Source organism: Marinobacter nanhaiticus D15-8W, from assembly GCF_036511935.1.
Lineage (GTDB): Bacteria > Pseudomonadota > Gammaproteobacteria > Pseudomonadales > Oleiphilaceae > Marinobacter_A > Marinobacter_A nanhaiticus.
On sequence record NZ_AP028878.1, the window covers coordinates 3,613,986 to 3,628,641 of the forward strand.

15 protein-coding genes are annotated in these 14,656 nt (G+C 60.7%); 12 read left to right on the plus strand and 3 right to left on the minus strand.

Annotated elements, in window-relative coordinates:
- The first annotated feature begins 40 nt into the window (after positions 1–40).
- The 11 genes from RE428_RS16200 to RE428_RS16250 all read left to right on the plus strand — a co-directional run bounded on the left by RE428_RS16200 (position 41) and on the right by RE428_RS16250 (position 10,556).
- Positions 41–706 carry a response regulator gene (locus RE428_RS16200; protein ID WP_004582981.1) on the plus strand — a complete coding sequence of 222 codons (666 nt, stop codon included), beginning with the start codon at positions 41–43 and terminating at the stop codon, positions 704–706.
- Entirely contained in the window at positions 693–2,063 is a 1,371-nt protein-coding gene (locus RE428_RS16205) for a sensor histidine kinase (protein WP_004582982.1), read from the plus strand. The genes RE428_RS16200 and RE428_RS16205 overlap by 14 nt, the downstream gene beginning before the upstream one ends.
- A 199-nt stretch (positions 2,064–2,262) precedes the next feature.
- Entirely contained in the window at positions 2,263–2,619 is a 357-nt protein-coding gene (locus tag RE428_RS16210; protein WP_004582983.1) for an NADH-quinone oxidoreductase subunit A, read from the plus strand.
- Positions 2,610–3,911 carry a hypothetical protein gene (locus RE428_RS16215; protein ID WP_004582984.1) on the plus strand — a complete coding sequence of 434 codons (1,302 nt, stop codon included), beginning with the start codon at positions 2,610–2,612 and terminating at the stop codon, positions 3,909–3,911. The genes RE428_RS16210 and RE428_RS16215 overlap by 10 nt, the downstream gene beginning before the upstream one ends.
- Positions 3,908–4,198 (plus strand): hypothetical protein, encoded by a 291-nt coding sequence (locus tag RE428_RS16220; RefSeq protein ID WP_338381150.1) that lies wholly within the window; start codon positions 3,908–3,910, stop codon positions 4,196–4,198. The genes RE428_RS16215 and RE428_RS16220 overlap by 4 nt, the downstream gene beginning before the upstream one ends.
- The gene (locus RE428_RS16225; RefSeq protein WP_338381151.1) at positions 4,153–4,833 is read left to right on the plus strand and encodes a complex I subunit 1 family protein; all 681 of its coding nucleotides are present in this window, start codon (positions 4,153–4,155) and stop codon (positions 4,831–4,833) included. The genes RE428_RS16220 and RE428_RS16225 overlap by 46 nt, the downstream gene beginning before the upstream one ends.
- Positions 4,830–5,438 carry an NADH-quinone oxidoreductase subunit J family protein gene (locus tag RE428_RS16230; protein ID WP_004582986.1) on the plus strand — a complete coding sequence of 203 codons (609 nt, stop codon included), beginning with the start codon at positions 4,830–4,832 and terminating at the stop codon, positions 5,436–5,438. The genes RE428_RS16225 and RE428_RS16230 overlap by 4 nt, the downstream gene beginning before the upstream one ends.
- 45 nt (positions 5,439–5,483) lie before the next feature.
- The gene (gene nuoK / locus RE428_RS16235) at positions 5,484–5,789 is read left to right on the plus strand and encodes an NADH-quinone oxidoreductase subunit NuoK (protein ID WP_004582987.1); all 306 of its coding nucleotides are present in this window, start codon (positions 5,484–5,486) and stop codon (positions 5,787–5,789) included.
- Complete coding sequence (locus RE428_RS16240) at positions 5,789–7,660, plus strand: NADH-quinone oxidoreductase subunit 5 family protein (RefSeq protein ID WP_004582988.1); 1,872 nt, start codon at positions 5,789–5,791, stop codon at positions 7,658–7,660. Before nuoK ends, RE428_RS16240 begins: the two co-directional genes overlap by 1 nt.
- Complete coding sequence (locus RE428_RS16245; protein ID WP_004582989.1) at positions 7,657–9,144, plus strand: complex I subunit 4 family protein; 1,488 nt, start codon at positions 7,657–7,659, stop codon at positions 9,142–9,144. Before RE428_RS16240 ends, RE428_RS16245 begins: the two co-directional genes overlap by 4 nt.
- Entirely contained in the window at positions 9,144–10,556 is a 1,413-nt protein-coding gene (locus tag RE428_RS16250; protein WP_004582990.1) for an NADH-quinone oxidoreductase subunit N, read from the plus strand. The genes RE428_RS16245 and RE428_RS16250 overlap by 1 nt, the downstream gene beginning before the upstream one ends.
- Here the strand turns inward: RE428_RS16250 and RE428_RS16255 are convergent.
- Entirely contained in the window at positions 10,553–11,134 is a 582-nt protein-coding gene (locus tag RE428_RS16255; protein WP_004582992.1) for a CAP domain-containing protein, read from the minus strand. The two genes, RE428_RS16250 and RE428_RS16255, sit on opposite strands and share 4 nt — an antisense overlap.
- Before the next feature lie 275 nt (positions 11,135–11,409).
- The gene (locus tag RE428_RS16260; protein ID WP_040883852.1) at positions 11,410–11,982 is read right to left on the minus strand and encodes an outer membrane beta-barrel protein; all 573 of its coding nucleotides are present in this window, start codon (positions 11,980–11,982) and stop codon (positions 11,410–11,412) included.
- Between the two features lie 286 nt (positions 11,983–12,268).
- Between RE428_RS16260 and thpR the strand changes: the two genes are divergently transcribed.
- The gene (gene thpR / locus RE428_RS16265; protein ID WP_004582994.1) at positions 12,269–12,865 is read left to right on the plus strand and encodes an RNA 2',3'-cyclic phosphodiesterase; all 597 of its coding nucleotides are present in this window, start codon (positions 12,269–12,271) and stop codon (positions 12,863–12,865) included.
- A gap of 18 nt (positions 12,866–12,883) precedes the next feature.
- Here the strand turns inward: thpR and RE428_RS16270 are convergent, their stop codons facing one another.
- A complete protein-coding gene (locus RE428_RS16270) occupies positions 12,884–14,623 on the minus strand; it encodes a DUF3592 domain-containing protein (protein WP_004582995.1) in 1,740 nt (579 codons plus the stop codon).
- Between the last annotated feature and the right edge of the window lie 33 nt (positions 14,624–14,656).

Genomic DNA, 14,656 nt, shown 5'->3' on the forward strand with positions numbered 1-14,656 from the left:
ACTTTATGAAAAGTCTGAGAACGCGGAGCCAAGGAGAGCCATGAGACTGCTTCTGGTAGAAGATGATGCAATGCTTGTGGAGACCCTGAAGAAGGGGTTGGCCGATGCCGGTTTTGCCGTCGACTGGGTTGGGACCGTGTCTCACGCCAAATCGTTGGGTCTACAGGAACAATACCGCGCGGTCATACTGGATATGGGGTTGCCCGACGGAGACGGATTGCAGGTGCTGCGTTACTGGCGCCAGCATCACAACAACGTCCCCGTCCTTATTCTGACTGCACGCAGCGATTGGCAGGACAAGGTCAACGGCCTGAAGGCCGGCGCCGATGACTACTTGGCCAAGCCCTTCCATACCGAAGAGTTGGTCGCCCGTATTCATGCGTTGGTAAGACGAAGCGAAGGGCGCAGCGACTCCCGCATCCGTGTCGGAGACTATGCCCTGGATGAAGACCGCCAACAGGTACAGACCACGGATGGAGAATGGCACACCCTGACGGGCACCGAATTTCGTCTGTTACGGTGCCTGATGACGCGCCCGGGCCGGTTACTCTCGAAAGACGAGTTAATGGAACAGCTCTACAGTCTGAAAGACGAGCCGGCACACAATACGATCGAAGCGTACATTCGGCGCCTGCGACTGATTGTCGGCCGTGATGCCATTTCGACACAACGCGGACAGGGCTACAGCTTCAATGCCAAATCCTGACGGCATAGTGAACCGGGCAGGCTATTCCCTGCGTGCAAAACTCCTGCTCTGGCTGTTGCCACTGATGGTGGTGTTCATGTGGGGAGCATGGCTGATCCACGGCGCATTGCTCGATCGCATGACAGCCGATTTCGTAGAGTCGCGTCTTCGCCAGGAAGCCCGGTTTCTGGAGCGCCAACTTGAGGAAGCAGCGCCGTCAGAGGACTTGGCGTACACCGCTGGACGCTACTTCGAAGACGTTTTCCACCACGCCTTCGCCATTCGCCTGGGGCACCGAACCTACTTGTCGTCGACCCAACTGGCATCGGTTCTCGAGCCGGCCCTTGAGGAACAAGGCACCCGCTTTCTTCGAGCCGGTGGTGGGTCGATGCCAGAACTCCTGCTTTTCCGTCACGTCGCAAGGATGGGTGACGAGCCTCTGGTGATCGTGGTCGCCGAAGACCTGACGACATTACGCGACAGTCAATCCGAGCTCCACGCCTGGACGGCGGCGGTCGCCATTGGTCTGCTCGGCGTATTGATCGTTCTCGTACTGTTGGCCGTCTACCTTGCACTTAAGCCGGTTCGCTCCCTACAGGGTTCCCTGCAGGCCTTTCAGGAAGGTCGCCAGGCGCGGCTGGAACTGACGGCGCCTCGCGAATTTTTGCCATTGATCCGCCAGATAAACCACCTCCTTGACCGACTCGATCAGCGGTTGGAGCGCTCGCGTCAAGCCCTCGCAAACCTGTCCCACAGCATCAAGACGCCTATAGCGGCGATCCAGCAAGCGCTGGAAGATACCCAACGCCCGCTGGACGACGATTATCGTCGACGGCTGGCGGCCCGCTTATCGGACATAGACCACCAACTCGAAGCGGAGATGCGCCGTACCCGGTTCGCGGGGCCGGATGTCGGCAAACAGGCACATCCGGTTCAACAGGCGCACGATCTCGTCTGGATGCTGGGCCGGCTCCACCCCGAAAAGAACTTCGAGCTCAATACCGATCTGCCAAACGAGTTCACGTGGTCCGTGGAAGAACATGACCTGAGCGAGATGCTTGGCAACCTGCTGGACAACGCGGGCAAATGGGCCAACCGACATGTCAGCGTGACTATCATCCAGCGCCAGAATATCCTCGCTATCACGGTCACTGACGATGGGCCCGGCGTAGCCGCCGAAGAACTCCCTACACTCGGAACCCGCGGCCTGAGACTCGACCAGCAAAAACCCGGTCACGGGCTGGGGCTTGCGATTGTTCGTGACCTCATCGCCCGATACGAGGGACGCTTGGGTTTCAGGCAGGGCGATGTGGGCGGGCTGGTAGTGACATTGGAACTCCCCCGTCCCGGCTTCGGTCGGGGATTGCCGAACGCATGACGACTCCCATTCGATTACACCTAGGTTATTTTCATTTTCAGTTCAGTTTGGCTAACTACACTCATGTTACGGAATGTAAACGCGTTTAAGGAGAGTCGTTTCTAGGAATGGCTAACCCAGACGGTCGCCAATCCCTCAAATACAAAAGAGTTTGTTTCCCGACATCGCCGAACTCGCGTACGGATACACGGACACTGGCATGGAACTGAAACAATTACTGGTCCTGCTGATCGTTGCGCTTATTACCGCCGCCTTCGGTCTCTGGATCCAGCGTACCCCCAGACCATCGAAACACCCCATCACCTGGCCCCAGCGGGCACCCTTCCTGGGCGGCGGGCAGCCGGACACGCATGCCTGGTCGCGGTTCCACGTGCGCTACTACCCCATGACGCTGCTGCTCATCGCCTTCGAAATGGAGATGATGTTCATGTATCCCTGGGCCGTGGTCTACGTGTCAGAGGGCATCAAGGCCCTGTCCGAAATGGGCATGTTCCTCGGCATCCTCTCCATCGGCATCCTCTACGGCTGGCGCGAGGGGGCATTCAAATGGCAATGAAATGGCTGCAAAAGCAGGCCGGACGCGCGCCCTTGCCGGTGTTTCCGATCATCGGCCGCGGCGGTGAGGCGACGCTCGATGCACTGCATCTTTCTCCGGGCGTCGAGATCACAGCTTCCCCCAGACACGCCAGGGCCTTGGTGGTGCTGGGTACCGTCGAACCCTACGACCATGATGCCCTCAAGCGGGTTCACGACCAGGTGCCTGTCCCGCGGATCAGCCTCTGGTGCGGCAACACGCCGGTCCCGGAGGAGCTACGCAGCTCGGCCATCAAGACAACAGCGCCGGAAGAACTCGTGGAACGCGCCAGGGTCGCCTACCGGAAGCTGATCAGTGGCGAACATGCCGGCGACATCAACCTCTGCCTCGACGAGCCCCCGGCGCCCTGGAAGGGGCTGGGGGACGGTCACGGTGGAGAAGGCATGATGGGCGGCAAGCCCTACGGACGCCCCATGGCTATGCCGGAGGACGACCTGCGCGACGGCCTGCAGCTCGACCCGCTGGATTTCACCCTGGGTCCGTTTTCGTCCCTATTACCGCCAGGCATGAGCGCTCGCATCAAACTTCACGGTGACGTCATTGCTGACTTCGAGGTTATTTCCAAGCCCTATCCACGTACGCTCCCGGACGTGTTCTATCAAGCACAGCGACGCCCGGTACCACTGGCCGACCTGGAGCTGGCCCGTGCCGGGTATCACCTGCGCCGGTTGAGCCATGCCTTGCAAATCAACGGTCTCGGCGCCTATGCCACACGTCTGCGCCGGCGTGCCGCGCACCTGCGTCCGGACCAGCCCAAGGGCGAGCTGGCGCCGGCTTCCGTGTGGCGTTCGCTATTCAGGTCGGCCGGCGCCCATCAAGGCGTCGTGACCGGCGACAGCGTGGCGAGACTGCGCGGCTCCGCAGCCCGGGCTGCAGGTGCGAACACCGACAGTCGCAGCCAGGACCCAGCCTATACCTCCCTGGGGTTCCAGCCAGTGGTCCAACACTCTGGCACCTGTGGCGCACGCTGGAAACAGTGGCTCGACGAAGCAGACCAAGCCCTGAAGCTGGCCCTCTCCGCGCATAAGAACGAAGCCTTGAGTTCGCCGTCCCATATCGTGGAATCCCCGCTGGGACCGCTGACGAAGTCTGACCCGCCTGTGGACTGTAGCGACCTCCTGCCGTCACTGCTTGTCGGCCTGGAATGGAGCGAGGCCATGTCGGTCATCGCCAGCCTGGACCTGGCGGCTGTCGATGAGGGCGCGGCTCCCAATGAAACAGGGACTGCCGATGAAGGAGGGGCCATATCATGACGGTAGATCTTCTTCTCGGCTCCGTATGCACGGTACTCGCGGCGCTGTTCATCGGTATCTATTGTGTCGCGGCGATGGATAGCGCCGTGTATACACGTATCACCGGCGCCTATGGCCGCAATAGCCTGATGGCGCCGCTGCAGGATGCGGCGAGCCTCTGGTACGCCCCGAAAACCAGACTGAAGCACCCGATCGCGCTGCCTGGAGACTCGCTCCCGTCCTATATCTGGTATTGGCCGCCATGGGACTGGCCCTCGTGCCCTGGACCGCCGACTTCGTGCCGGTAGACCTGACCACGGGCATCGTTCTCTGGGGCGCGTTGGAGCCTTTGGCCACCGTGGTTATATTCCTGCAGGGCTGGGCCCCGAACGCCCACTTTCCGCTGATTGGCGCCTATCGATATGTCTCTCTGGGGCTGTCCTACATCCTGGTAAGCATGTTCGTATTGATCGGCGTTGCGTTGCCTGCGGAATCCCTGCAGGTCAGTGCCGTCGTCGAGTCTCAGGCGGAACTGTGGAATGTCATCCGCCAGCCGCTCGGACTACCGCTGTTCCTGCTCGTCGGGCTTGGTATCAGCTTCTGGGGCCCACTGAACTTTGCAGATTCCGACGACCTGGCGGGCGGCGCATCCTCCGAAGCATCAGGCCGGACTCGCCTGCTCTGGCAGATGGGACGCGCGGCGATGCTCGTCGCCTTCGCCGCCATCGGTGCTTCCGCCTTCCTGGGCGGTTGGCAGGGGCCGTGGCTGCCTGGCCCCGTGTGGGTGATCCTTAAGACGCTGGCCGTGCTATTCGCGCTAATCCTTCTCGGACACCATCTGCCGCGCCCGTCACCGGAACGTTTCCTGACTCTTGCCTGGGTGGTCCTGCTGCCGCTGGCCTTCGTGGACCTGGCCTGGGCCGGTGTGGAGGCCTTGTTATGAGTGCCGTCGATATCGTCTTTTTTATCAACGCCGCCATTGCCATCTACGCCGGTTGGCGCGTGTTCGTCACGGATTCCATGGTGCGCGCCTCGTTCTTCCTGCTGGTCTCGTTCCTGGCGGTGGGCGTGATCATGCTGCTGCTGGCGGCTATTTACCTCGGTGTGGCGCTGTTCTTCATGATGGCCGTGGAAATGATGGTGATGGCGCTATTCATGGTCATGTTCATGATGAATCCGGCCGGCTTGAACCCGATGAAGATGGTGCATCAGGAAAAGGTGGCCATCGGCGTGGGCGTTGTGGCTTTCGTGGCACTTGGTGCCGTCGCGCTGTTCGGTGAATTTCCCAGCCGCCCCGTGCCAGAGGGCCTGGAGCCAGTGGTTTCACTGGGTCACGAACTGCTCGGGGATTCCATGCTCGTCTTCGAATCCGCCGGCGTGACCCTGCTGGCGACGATGATCGCGGTGGTCATGCTCACCAGTCACAAAGGTCGCTACGGCGACGCGAACGAAGGTTCCCAGCCGCCGGGTCTGGAACCCGGTGGCGATCCGGCGGATAAGCCGCCCGAGGACGAGGGCGGCGGACACCACCATCATCACTGCCATTGACCTCCTGGCGCGAGGTTTGGCCGATACAGAGACAAGGAGAGCTCCATGACACTGGCTACACTCCTGATCCTTGCCGCCGCGCTGATTGGCATCGGCCTCTATGGCGCGTTCTCGCAGCAGTCCTTCGTCATGCTGATGATGGGGCTGGAACTCATCCTCAATGGCGCCATGCTGGCCGCTGTCAGTTTCTGGGCGCTGACCGGTGGCGGCGCACCCGAGGGACAGCTGTTGACCATCATCGTCATGGCGGTGATGGCGATCGAGATGGCCATGGGCTTCGCCCTGGTAATCTCCGTCTATCGCGCCAAGCAGGCTGACATGACCGAAGCCCTGGACGGATTGAAACAGTGATGCTCTGGTTGGTTCCACTTTTCCCTATCGTTGCCAGCCTGCTGCTGTATGGTTGGTGGCAACGGACATCCTCTCGCCCGGCGCTTGCGGGGTCGGCCGCCGGCGTGGTCGCGGTTACGCTCGCATTGGTGATATTCGCGGAAGCGTCAGGTTGGACAGGAACACTGACCTGGAGCGATACGCTCAGCCTGCAGATCGGCTTCACGCCGATGACGCACCTGGCGGCACTGGTCGTACCACTGGTGGCCGCGCCTATCATTTTCTACGCTGCTGTTCACGAACCGGCGCAACGCCTGGGCCGGCTCGTTGCGCTGCTGGTGGCCTTCACCGGCGCGATGGAGTTGATCATCCTCGCCCGTGATCTGCTGAGCCTATTGATTGCCTGGGAAATCGTCGGGGCTTTGTCCTGGGCGCTGATTGGCCATGACTTTAACGACCGCGGAAAAGCCCGTAACGCCTCACAGGCGTTCATGACCACCCGCACCGGCGATCTGGGCCTCTACCTGGCGGCGTTCATCGCTTTCTCACAAACCGGCAGCCTGGCCTACGCCGATCTCGCGCAAATGAGTCCGGAGGCCATGAGCCTATTTGCCGCCGGTGTCACCCTGGCGGCGCTGAGCAAATCGGCTCAGGTGCCGTTCGCGCCCTGGCTGTTCTCAGCGATGTCCGGCCCGGCGCCGGTCTCAGCCCTGCTCCATGCGGCAACCATGGTGGCCGCCGGGGTTATCCTGCTGGCGCAATTCCAGCCTATCCTGGCGAGTGTAGCCTGGCTCGGACCGCTGCTGATCGCGGCCGGTCTGACCACGGCGCTGGCCGGCGGTCTCGTGGCGGCCGCATCGCCTCACGCCAAACGTCTACTGGCAGGCTCCACATCCGCCCACTACGGGCTGATGTTTATCGCCATCGGCGCGGGCTACCCCGCAATCGCCTTGACCCACTTTGCCATGCATGCGCTGATGAAAGCGCCTCTGTTCCTGACTGCAGGTATAGCCGGCCAGAGAGCGGGCTCCTATGAACTTGGCGAAATAGCAGGCACATCACTACCCAAGGGACTTCGGCCCGCTTCCCTGGTCGCCGTACTTGCCCTTGCCGGCCTCGTACCGCTCGGCCCGGCCTGGAGTAAGGAGGCAGTCGTCACATCCGCAGGCCTGGCTGCTCCGTGGCTGGCCATTCTCGTCGCTCTCGCGGGCGGCCTCAGCGCGCTTTATGCTGCGCGCTTTCAGGGGTGTCTCTTTCCCCGTTTAGTCGACGTAAAAACAGGCCCCGACCCGGCCCACGAGTCCCACGGCGGGTTACAACGTGCGCCGATCTATTTCCTTGTCGTGCTGGTGCTCCTGAGCAGCGCAATCTGGCTGCCAGCAGTGCATAGCACGGTAGGTCAATGGCTGGTGACCGCCTTTCCATCGACCAAGCTTTGGGAGTTTGCCGTTTCCCTGCTGCTTGTGCTGGCCGGTCTTTACCTTGGCCGGCGCCTGGCCACCCGCGAGTTGACTGGCCAGTCGCAATCCGGCGCCATTCGCCGTTTCCTGACCCAATGGATGCTGCTGCCCCGGGCGGCCCGATTGTTCGTCGTAAAACCCGTCGATGGTCTGGCGAACGCGCTGGCCTCGTTTGATACACGCGTGGTCGATGCCGGTATTCGCGTAACGGCTCGCCTGACGCTCTGGCTATCCAACGTGGGCAGCCGATCGATCGAGTGGCTGTTCGACGGACTGCCTGAGGGCCTGGCCCAGCTTTCCGGCAAGGCCGGCGAGAGCACACGCCAGCTGCAGTCCGGCATGCTGCACCACTACTACAGCCTGATCGCCATTGGCATTGCCGCCATGGTTCTTATCCTGATTCTGGGCATGATCACAGGAGGATTATCTTGATTCTGACCGCCGCACTGGTCGTACCCTTACTTGGCGCATTGGCCCTCGCCCTTTGGCCCGGTTGGTCGCGATCGGCGGCGCGGGCCTTTGCGGTGGTCACCACGCTGGTACCGCTGCTGCTGATGGTTATCGCCTGGAGTCGGTTCGACACGGGCGGCAGCATGTTCCAGTTGGTCGAGGAGGTCGACTGGGTACCCTCACTGGGGATGGGGTTCCGCCTGGGCGTCGATGGCATCGCCCTGGCCGTGGCCGCCATGACGGCGCTGCTTTTCACCGGTGCCGCAGCCTATCCGGTCGACACCCGGGGTGCCGCACGCCAGTACTATGCCTGGATCCTGTTCCTGGAAATGGCCTCCCTCGGTGTGTTCCTTGCCTTGGACCTGCTGCTCTTCTACGTCTTCTTCGACCTCACCCTGGTAGGCATGTACTTCCTGATCGGCCGCTGGGGCCACGGCGAGCCCCAGTCCGCAGCGCTGAAGTTCTTCCTGTATACGCTGTTTGGCTCATTGTTCCTGCTACTGGCGATTCTCGGCCTCTACCTTTCCGCGGACCCGCTGACCTTCGACATGCGCGAGCTGATCCAACAGCAACCGCTGGCCGGCGCAGGCACGTTTGCCGGTGTGGTGATGGCCGCCTTCCTGCTGGGCTTCATCATCAAGACACCGCTGGTGCCATTCCATACCTGGCTGCCGCGGGCCCACGTGGATGCCCCAGCCCCGGCCTCCGCCATCCTGGCCGGCGTCCTGCTGAAAATGGGCACCTACGGTCTGATCAGGATTCCCTACAGCATGATGGCTGAGACCTTTGCTGCCTGGGCCTTGCCGCTCGGCATCCTCGCACTGGTCTCCATTCTCTATGGCGCCCTGGTGGCTCTGGGACAGAAGGACATCAAACAGCGCATTGCCTATACCTCGATCAACCACATGGGCTATGCGGTGCTGGGTATTGCGGCGGCAGGCGCCCTGCTCGATGGTAGCGAGACCGCCCGCTCCATGGCGCTGATCGGCGCGACGGTCGAGATGGTGGCCCACGGTCTGATCACCGGTGCGCTCTTCCTGATCGCCGGGTCCTTCTGGCAGCGTGGCGAGACCTATCGTCTGGCGGATTACGGAGGTCTCTCCGGACGAACGCCTAAACTGGCCGGGATGACCACCGTGGCAGCCTTCGCCAGCCTGGGCCTTCCCGGGTTGGCCGGGTTCGTCGCCGAGTTCCATATTTTCGTGGGGACATTCGGCGTGTATCCATGGCTGGCTGCTATCGGGCTGCTGGGCATCCTGATTACGGCCGCGCTGTTCCTGCGGATGTTGCAGTCGTTGTTCTTCGGCCAACTGCCCGAACGCTGGAATACGATGGCTGACCTGAAGACCAGCGAAATCGCCGTCTTGGGCGTATTCATGGTGCTGGTCGTCTTGATCGGCGTCTATCCGGCGTTCCTGCTCGACATCATCAATACATCCGCGCGCTGGCTCGTGGGAGGCGGCTGATGCCTGTCGCTGATCTCTTGCCGGAACTGGTCCTGCTGATCGGCGCCGCTGTCATCATCGTCACGGCGGCTTTCCTGCCCCATCGTCTGCATGGGCTTTGCGCCCTGCTGGCAACTGGCGTACTGGTCGCCAGCGCGGGGCTGGTGGTGACCGGCTGGTCGAGGCCAGACCACCTGACATTTGCCGGCGTCTGGGCACTGGATGGTGCAGCCCGGTTCGCCAAGCTGCTGATTATCTCTAGCGGCGTTGCCTCGGCGGCACTTTCTCCCCACTGGATGGCCACGGACCGCCGACACGGGGAATATTACGGCCTCCTGCTATTCGCGGTGCTGGGCGCGATCATGATGGCATCGGCCGCCGACACCATGGAACTCGTCGTGGGTGTCCTGCTGTCTTCGGTGACGGGATATGCACTGGTGGGCTATCACCGGCAGTGGAGCCCGGCGCAGGAAGCCGCCATGAAGTATTTCCTGGTGGGCGCGCTGGCCAACGCGCTGCTGGTGATTGGTGTCGTTCTATTGTTTGGTCTGACGGGGGCCACCGGCTATACCGAAATGGCTGGCCGATTGGCAGAGAATCCCGACCCCTGGGTGGTGATCACTGCGCTGGTGCTCATCCTGATCGGGCTTGGGTTCAAGTTAGGTGCCAGCCCTGCACACATGTGGATGCCCGATGTGGCCCAGGGGGCGCCTGCGCCGGTCGCTGCGCTGGTCACGGTGATTACCAAGGTGGGTGCCGCCGTCGCCCTCGCCCGCCTGGCAGCCGTTCTGCCGGAAGCCATTCCCTGGCGTTGGGCGATCGCACTGATGGCGGTAGTGACGATGACCTGGGGTAACCTGGCAGCGCTCTGGCAATCGAATCTCAGACGGCTTCTGGGATGGTCGGCCATCTCCCAGTCGGGCTACGCGCTGGTCGCAATCGCTGTTCTGGGAGCGACTGAACAGGCATTGCCGGCCCTCATGGTCATCCTGACCGCCTACGCCATCGCCAACCTGGCCGCCTTCTCGGTTGTGACCCACCTACGCGGCCGGACCGAACTTGCTGACTACCGCGGCCTTGCTCAACAGCGGCCTTGGGCGGCGGCCGTACTTATCCTGGCGCTGCTCTCGTTTCTGGGTCTACCACCGCTCGTAGGGTTCTTTGGCAAGCTTCTCGTATTCGGGGCCGCTATTGATGGCGGTTATACCTGGCTAGCGGTGGCAGCAGTGATCAACACCGTGGTATCCCTGTTCTATTACCTTCGGGTGATCGCGCCAATGGTATTTGGCACGCCGGAAGATACGTCTGCTCAACTGGGTTGGCCGTCAGCGGTCACCATGGTGATCACCGGCCTAATGGTGGTGTTTCTGGGCCTGGGAATCGAAAGCCTGATAGGACTCGCCCGAGACGGAACCCTTCTCCTGCTTCGTTAACGGGGAGCGGCGAAAACCTCGGTCCAATAGCGCGGGTAGTCTGCATTCTCCGATTCCACTCGTGCTGCACCGAACTCGGTGAACCTCGGGTTCATAATATTGGCGCAATGTCCGGCGCTGGACAGCCAGCCGGCAGTCACCTCGTCCGGCGACGCATAGCCGCCAGCGATATTTTCTCCAACCGCACTCCAGGCGTACCCAGCCGCCTCAACTCGATCGGAGACGCCCAATCCGTTGGAGCCGGTATGGCTGATGAAATTGTTGGTCGCCATGTCTTCGCTGTGAGTCGAGGCCGCCTGCTCCAGGCCGCAAGAATAGGTTAGAGAACCGGCTGCAGCGTAGCTCTGATCACCGCACATCCGCGCCTCCGAACGGGCCGCATTCACCAACCTCAACAGTTCCGCCTGGTATGCTTCCGGTTCGCAGTTACCGTCAGGCCCGTTGGCGCTTCCGCCCTCATCTGCCGATCCACTGGCGTCCTGGTTTTCTTCAGCAACAGAAGCAACGTCGCCCCCGTCAGAGCCACCACAGCCTGCCAATAATCCCGCGAAGAACAACACCGATACCGTGGGCAACATCGAGCGCATCATTTCACCTGTACTTGGGTCGGGGAGGACAATAGTGGTTCGGGCCCAAAATATAGCGCAAACACGAAGAATGTACTTCTGTCGGCGTTGCAGACCCTTTGTTGGGCCACGTTGCATGACAGACACTCTATTTCGAGCCAAACCACCGAGCATAAGAAAAGGGTACCGGCAACCGGCACCCTTTCCTGACTTTAGACTTGCTGTCGGCCGTTCGCTGAAAACGCCTTTTTCATGCGGTCGATGGCCGACGGGTTGCGACCCCGTGATCAGAACATATAGTTCAGACCCACACGGGCGGTGTCGAAATCGGGCCCATCGTTGGTGACCTGACCATTGAAATCATCTTCATCGATGTCGACGTTGTAACGGTCATATTCAGCGTACGCGGTCAGACTCTCCGTAACACGGAAGTCCACACCGGCACCCACTACGGGGCTGACCTCATCATAGGTTTCATCTTCATCGAAGGCATCCACGTCATAGGAGTAGACGAAGGCACCTGCCTTACCGTAGATACCAAAGCTCTCAGTCAATGGAAAACGGCCTTTCGCGGAAAGGGCCAAGCCCTTCAGATCACCGTTGACCTCATCGTCTTCGCCAAACTCGCCGAAATCGAGGTAATCCCCTTCCAGTGCGAAGTACTGGTTGAACTGGTAACCCACTGTGCCGGCGAATAGGTCGTTTTCATCGTCGAATTCGCCACCGTGGGATTTGAAGCCACCGTAACTCCCCCCGATGTACAACCCTGAGTTATCACGCTCCTGCGCCATGACCGCCGGCGCGGTGAACACTGCTGCACTGAAAAGCGTGACACATGCAAGATTAGCCTTATGGTTCATAACGATTCTTACCCCGTAGGTTTCGTCCATGGAATCTACCCGGCATATCCCGTTGGATAACAATTCCGAGCGATGTGAATTCACGGTACCGGAACTCACGGAGCGTATGGGTTAAAACGGGAATACGTTTTATTAATCATCACGTTAGATTAATTAAGCGCCATCTTTCGGGTATTGGGTGGCAAGCGATGTGTAAAAACCGCCGTCAGACGCCCCAAGGCTGTCTAGAATGAAATAATACCCGGCAGGAAAGACGATATTGAAAGGCTAACCGTTGGAGAATGCCATGCTCCGCCTGTTTGTCGGCCTGGAACTACCGAACAGTATCAAGCACCAACTCGCCACCCTGCGCACCGAGATATCGGGCGCCAAGTGGCAGACGCCGGAACAGATGCACCTCACCCTCTGCTTCATCGGCAATGTGGATGACGAGCGTCTGGATGCCATCTATGACGCACTCTATGGCGCTACCGTGGAGCCCTTCACCCTGGCCGTAGACAGGCTGGGCATGTTCGGCTCGCGGATGCATCCCAAGACGCTCTGGGCGGGTGTGTCACCGGAAGCACCGGTGGTGCAGCTGCATGAGGATATCGTTCGATGTCTGGCAGGCATCGGTCTGGAACCCTGGGAGAATGCCTACCGACCGCATATCACCCTCGCCCGATTCCGCCGCCGGCGTTCGCGTCAACTGGTGGTCCGGCAGGACAAGAAGGTGGAATCCCCCGCCATTAACCAGTTTCTCTCGCAGAACGACAATCTCGAATTGCCCGAATTCCAGGTGAGTCATATCAGTCTGTTTAGTAGCACCCAGCGGCCTGAAGGCTCCCATTACCAGATTATCGGCCGCTTCCCTTCCGACGGACCAAACGATCCGCTGAAGTGAGCATCTTCCAATCCGGCATCATTCCAGGCGGAGCATGCGTGCCAGGTTGTCGCGCATGGCCTCAGCAACCTCACGTCCGGCCAGGCCTTCGGCGACGCGGATTTTCTTGTCGCCAGACTTGACGTCCAAGTGAAAGAACTCGGTCATCCGATGGCCCTGGGTCATCGAGCCGGCATTCGTCAGCACCAGTTGATCCCGGCTCTGCAGCGCGCCCTGACGCTTCCATAACGCCAATCCACACCAATAGCGAACCGTCTGCACCCGGTTGTTCGCCACCTTTGCTTCGAGGGAGCGCCCGGCCATAAATAACGCACCAACCGCCATGGGGAACCCAAACAACCCGAACACAAGAGACATCAGGTACAGCATGACGCCTTCCTCAGCCGCAGCGATAAACAGCCCAACCGACCCGCCGGAAAATGCAATGCCGGCAACAAGCAGGGCCAGGGTCATCCCAGGGTTACGTCCTGCACGACTGCGGATGAGCATACCCGCACCAAAGGGCTCCACATCGATTTGCTCGGCAGCCGCACTGGCCGCTTCAACCTCGGCCTTGCGCGCCGCACGTTCAATGTGCTCCTTCGGCAAGGTCACGACAGAGGTATTCGTGCCGCGCTCAACCGGAACCTGGTAGGTGCGTTCCAGCGGCACCGGTTTCTGGGGGCCATCGATAATGACGCGCCAGAGCACCCGGTTGCGGCCTGAGGCATCCGTCGCCGGAAGATCCGTCGGCGGACAGAAGCAGAAGCTGACCACGGCGCCGGTGCCTTCGTTATAGGCATGGGGCGTCTGCTGCTCCTGCCAGATAATGGATTCGCTCCTTCTGCTATTCTTACCGGAACTGGTGCGCACACGCACGCATTGCAGGGTTACCTGCCAGGGCACATCCACGTCAGGTCGCGACAGACGGATACGACCGCCGATATCGCCGCCCACTTGGCCGGGACTGGGATCGAGGACCAGCGGCACCGGGCCGTAATAACGCCAATTGCGGCGCGTGGTCCAGGCCATGCGCGCCAGCCAGAGACCTGCCAGTGGAAATACCAGCACCAACAGGACCAGCCAATTGTCCTGGTCGACTTCCTTGGGGATGGCCAACACGCCGGGCAGGCTCATACCAAGGAACATGATGGCCATAAAGGCGAATAACCAGTGGCCATGGCGTTCAGACGAGAAAATGACGTCCTCCCCGTTCACCTTACCCCGATTGCGGATTCGGCCTAACAGCATGATGCCGACACCGACGGCCACGAACAGGCCACCGAAAAGCACGGTAAAAAACAGCTTGTCGCAACGGAGCTCCCGCACCAGTAGGCTCTGGGCCGGATCGTTGGGGTTCACCCAGATATTGACCGGCCCCTGCTGCCCTGCCCGTTTCATGCGGTAGACGAGATTGGAGTGGTAGTCACCGATATTGTCGCTGCCAGTGTCGTACCCCGCCCGATCACCCATATAGTCGCGCCCGTTGAACCGGTAGCGATAACGAGTCTCTACCGACCAGGTCGTACTGTCATCGCCGTAATGGGTACGCAGTTCGATATGTTCGAGAGTCGCCGGCACCCGTTGCCAGCCGGCGCTGGTGAAATGCTCATACAGGGTCGATAGCGGACTGAACACGATAACGGCGAGACCCGCCAGCAGGAATGCCAGCCCGAATAGGTTCAGTGCCAGCCGTCCTTTCTTCTTCTGGCGTTCGTCCTCGTTTCCTTCCCCGTGTGAAAGGCCACTCTTTCCGCTGTTTTTGACCGTACTATCCATCCAGTGCCTGTCCATGTTTTGGTTGTTTTACGG

Excerpts from the sequence above, each read along its gene's own strand:
- RE428_RS16210 (WP_004582983.1), top strand. The coding sequence starts at position 2,263 with ATGGAACTGAAACAATTACTGGTCCTGCTGATCGTTGCGCTTATTACC.
- RE428_RS16230 (WP_004582986.1), top strand. The coding sequence starts at position 4,830 with ATGAGTGCCGTCGATATCGTCTTTTTTATCAACGCCGCCATTGCCATC.
- RE428_RS16225 (WP_338381151.1), top strand. The coding sequence starts at position 4,153 with ATGGGACTGGCCCTCGTGCCCTGGACCGCCGACTTCGTGCCGGTAGAC.
- RE428_RS16240 (WP_004582988.1), top strand. The coding sequence starts at position 5,789 with ATGCTCTGGTTGGTTCCACTTTTCCCTATCGTTGCCAGCCTGCTGCTG.
- RE428_RS16215 (WP_004582984.1), top strand. The coding sequence starts at position 2,610 with ATGGCAATGAAATGGCTGCAAAAGCAGGCCGGACGCGCGCCCTTGCCG.
- nuoK (WP_004582987.1), top strand. The coding sequence starts at position 5,484 with ATGACACTGGCTACACTCCTGATCCTTGCCGCCGCGCTGATTGGCATC.
- RE428_RS16220 (WP_338381150.1), top strand. The coding sequence starts at position 3,908 with ATGACGGTAGATCTTCTTCTCGGCTCCGTATGCACGGTACTCGCGGCG.
- thpR (WP_004582994.1), top strand. The coding sequence starts at position 12,269 with ATGCTCCGCCTGTTTGTCGGCCTGGAACTACCGAACAGTATCAAGCAC.
- RE428_RS16250 (WP_004582990.1), top strand. The coding sequence starts at position 9,144 with ATGCCTGTCGCTGATCTCTTGCCGGAACTGGTCCTGCTGATCGGCGCC.
- RE428_RS16260 (WP_040883852.1), bottom strand. The coding sequence starts at position 11,982 with ATGAACCATAAGGCTAATCTTGCATGTGTCACGCTTTTCAGTGCAGCA.
- RE428_RS16205 (WP_004582982.1), top strand. The coding sequence starts at position 693 with ATGCCAAATCCTGACGGCATAGTGAACCGGGCAGGCTATTCCCTGCGT.
- RE428_RS16200 (WP_004582981.1), top strand. The coding sequence starts at position 41 with ATGAGACTGCTTCTGGTAGAAGATGATGCAATGCTTGTGGAGACCCTG.
- RE428_RS16255 (WP_004582992.1), bottom strand. The coding sequence starts at position 11,134 with ATGTTGCCCACGGTATCGGTGTTGTTCTTCGCGGGATTATTGGCAGGC.
- RE428_RS16270 (WP_004582995.1), bottom strand. The coding sequence starts at position 14,623 with ATGGATAGTACGGTCAAAAACAGCGGAAAGAGTGGCCTTTCACACGGG.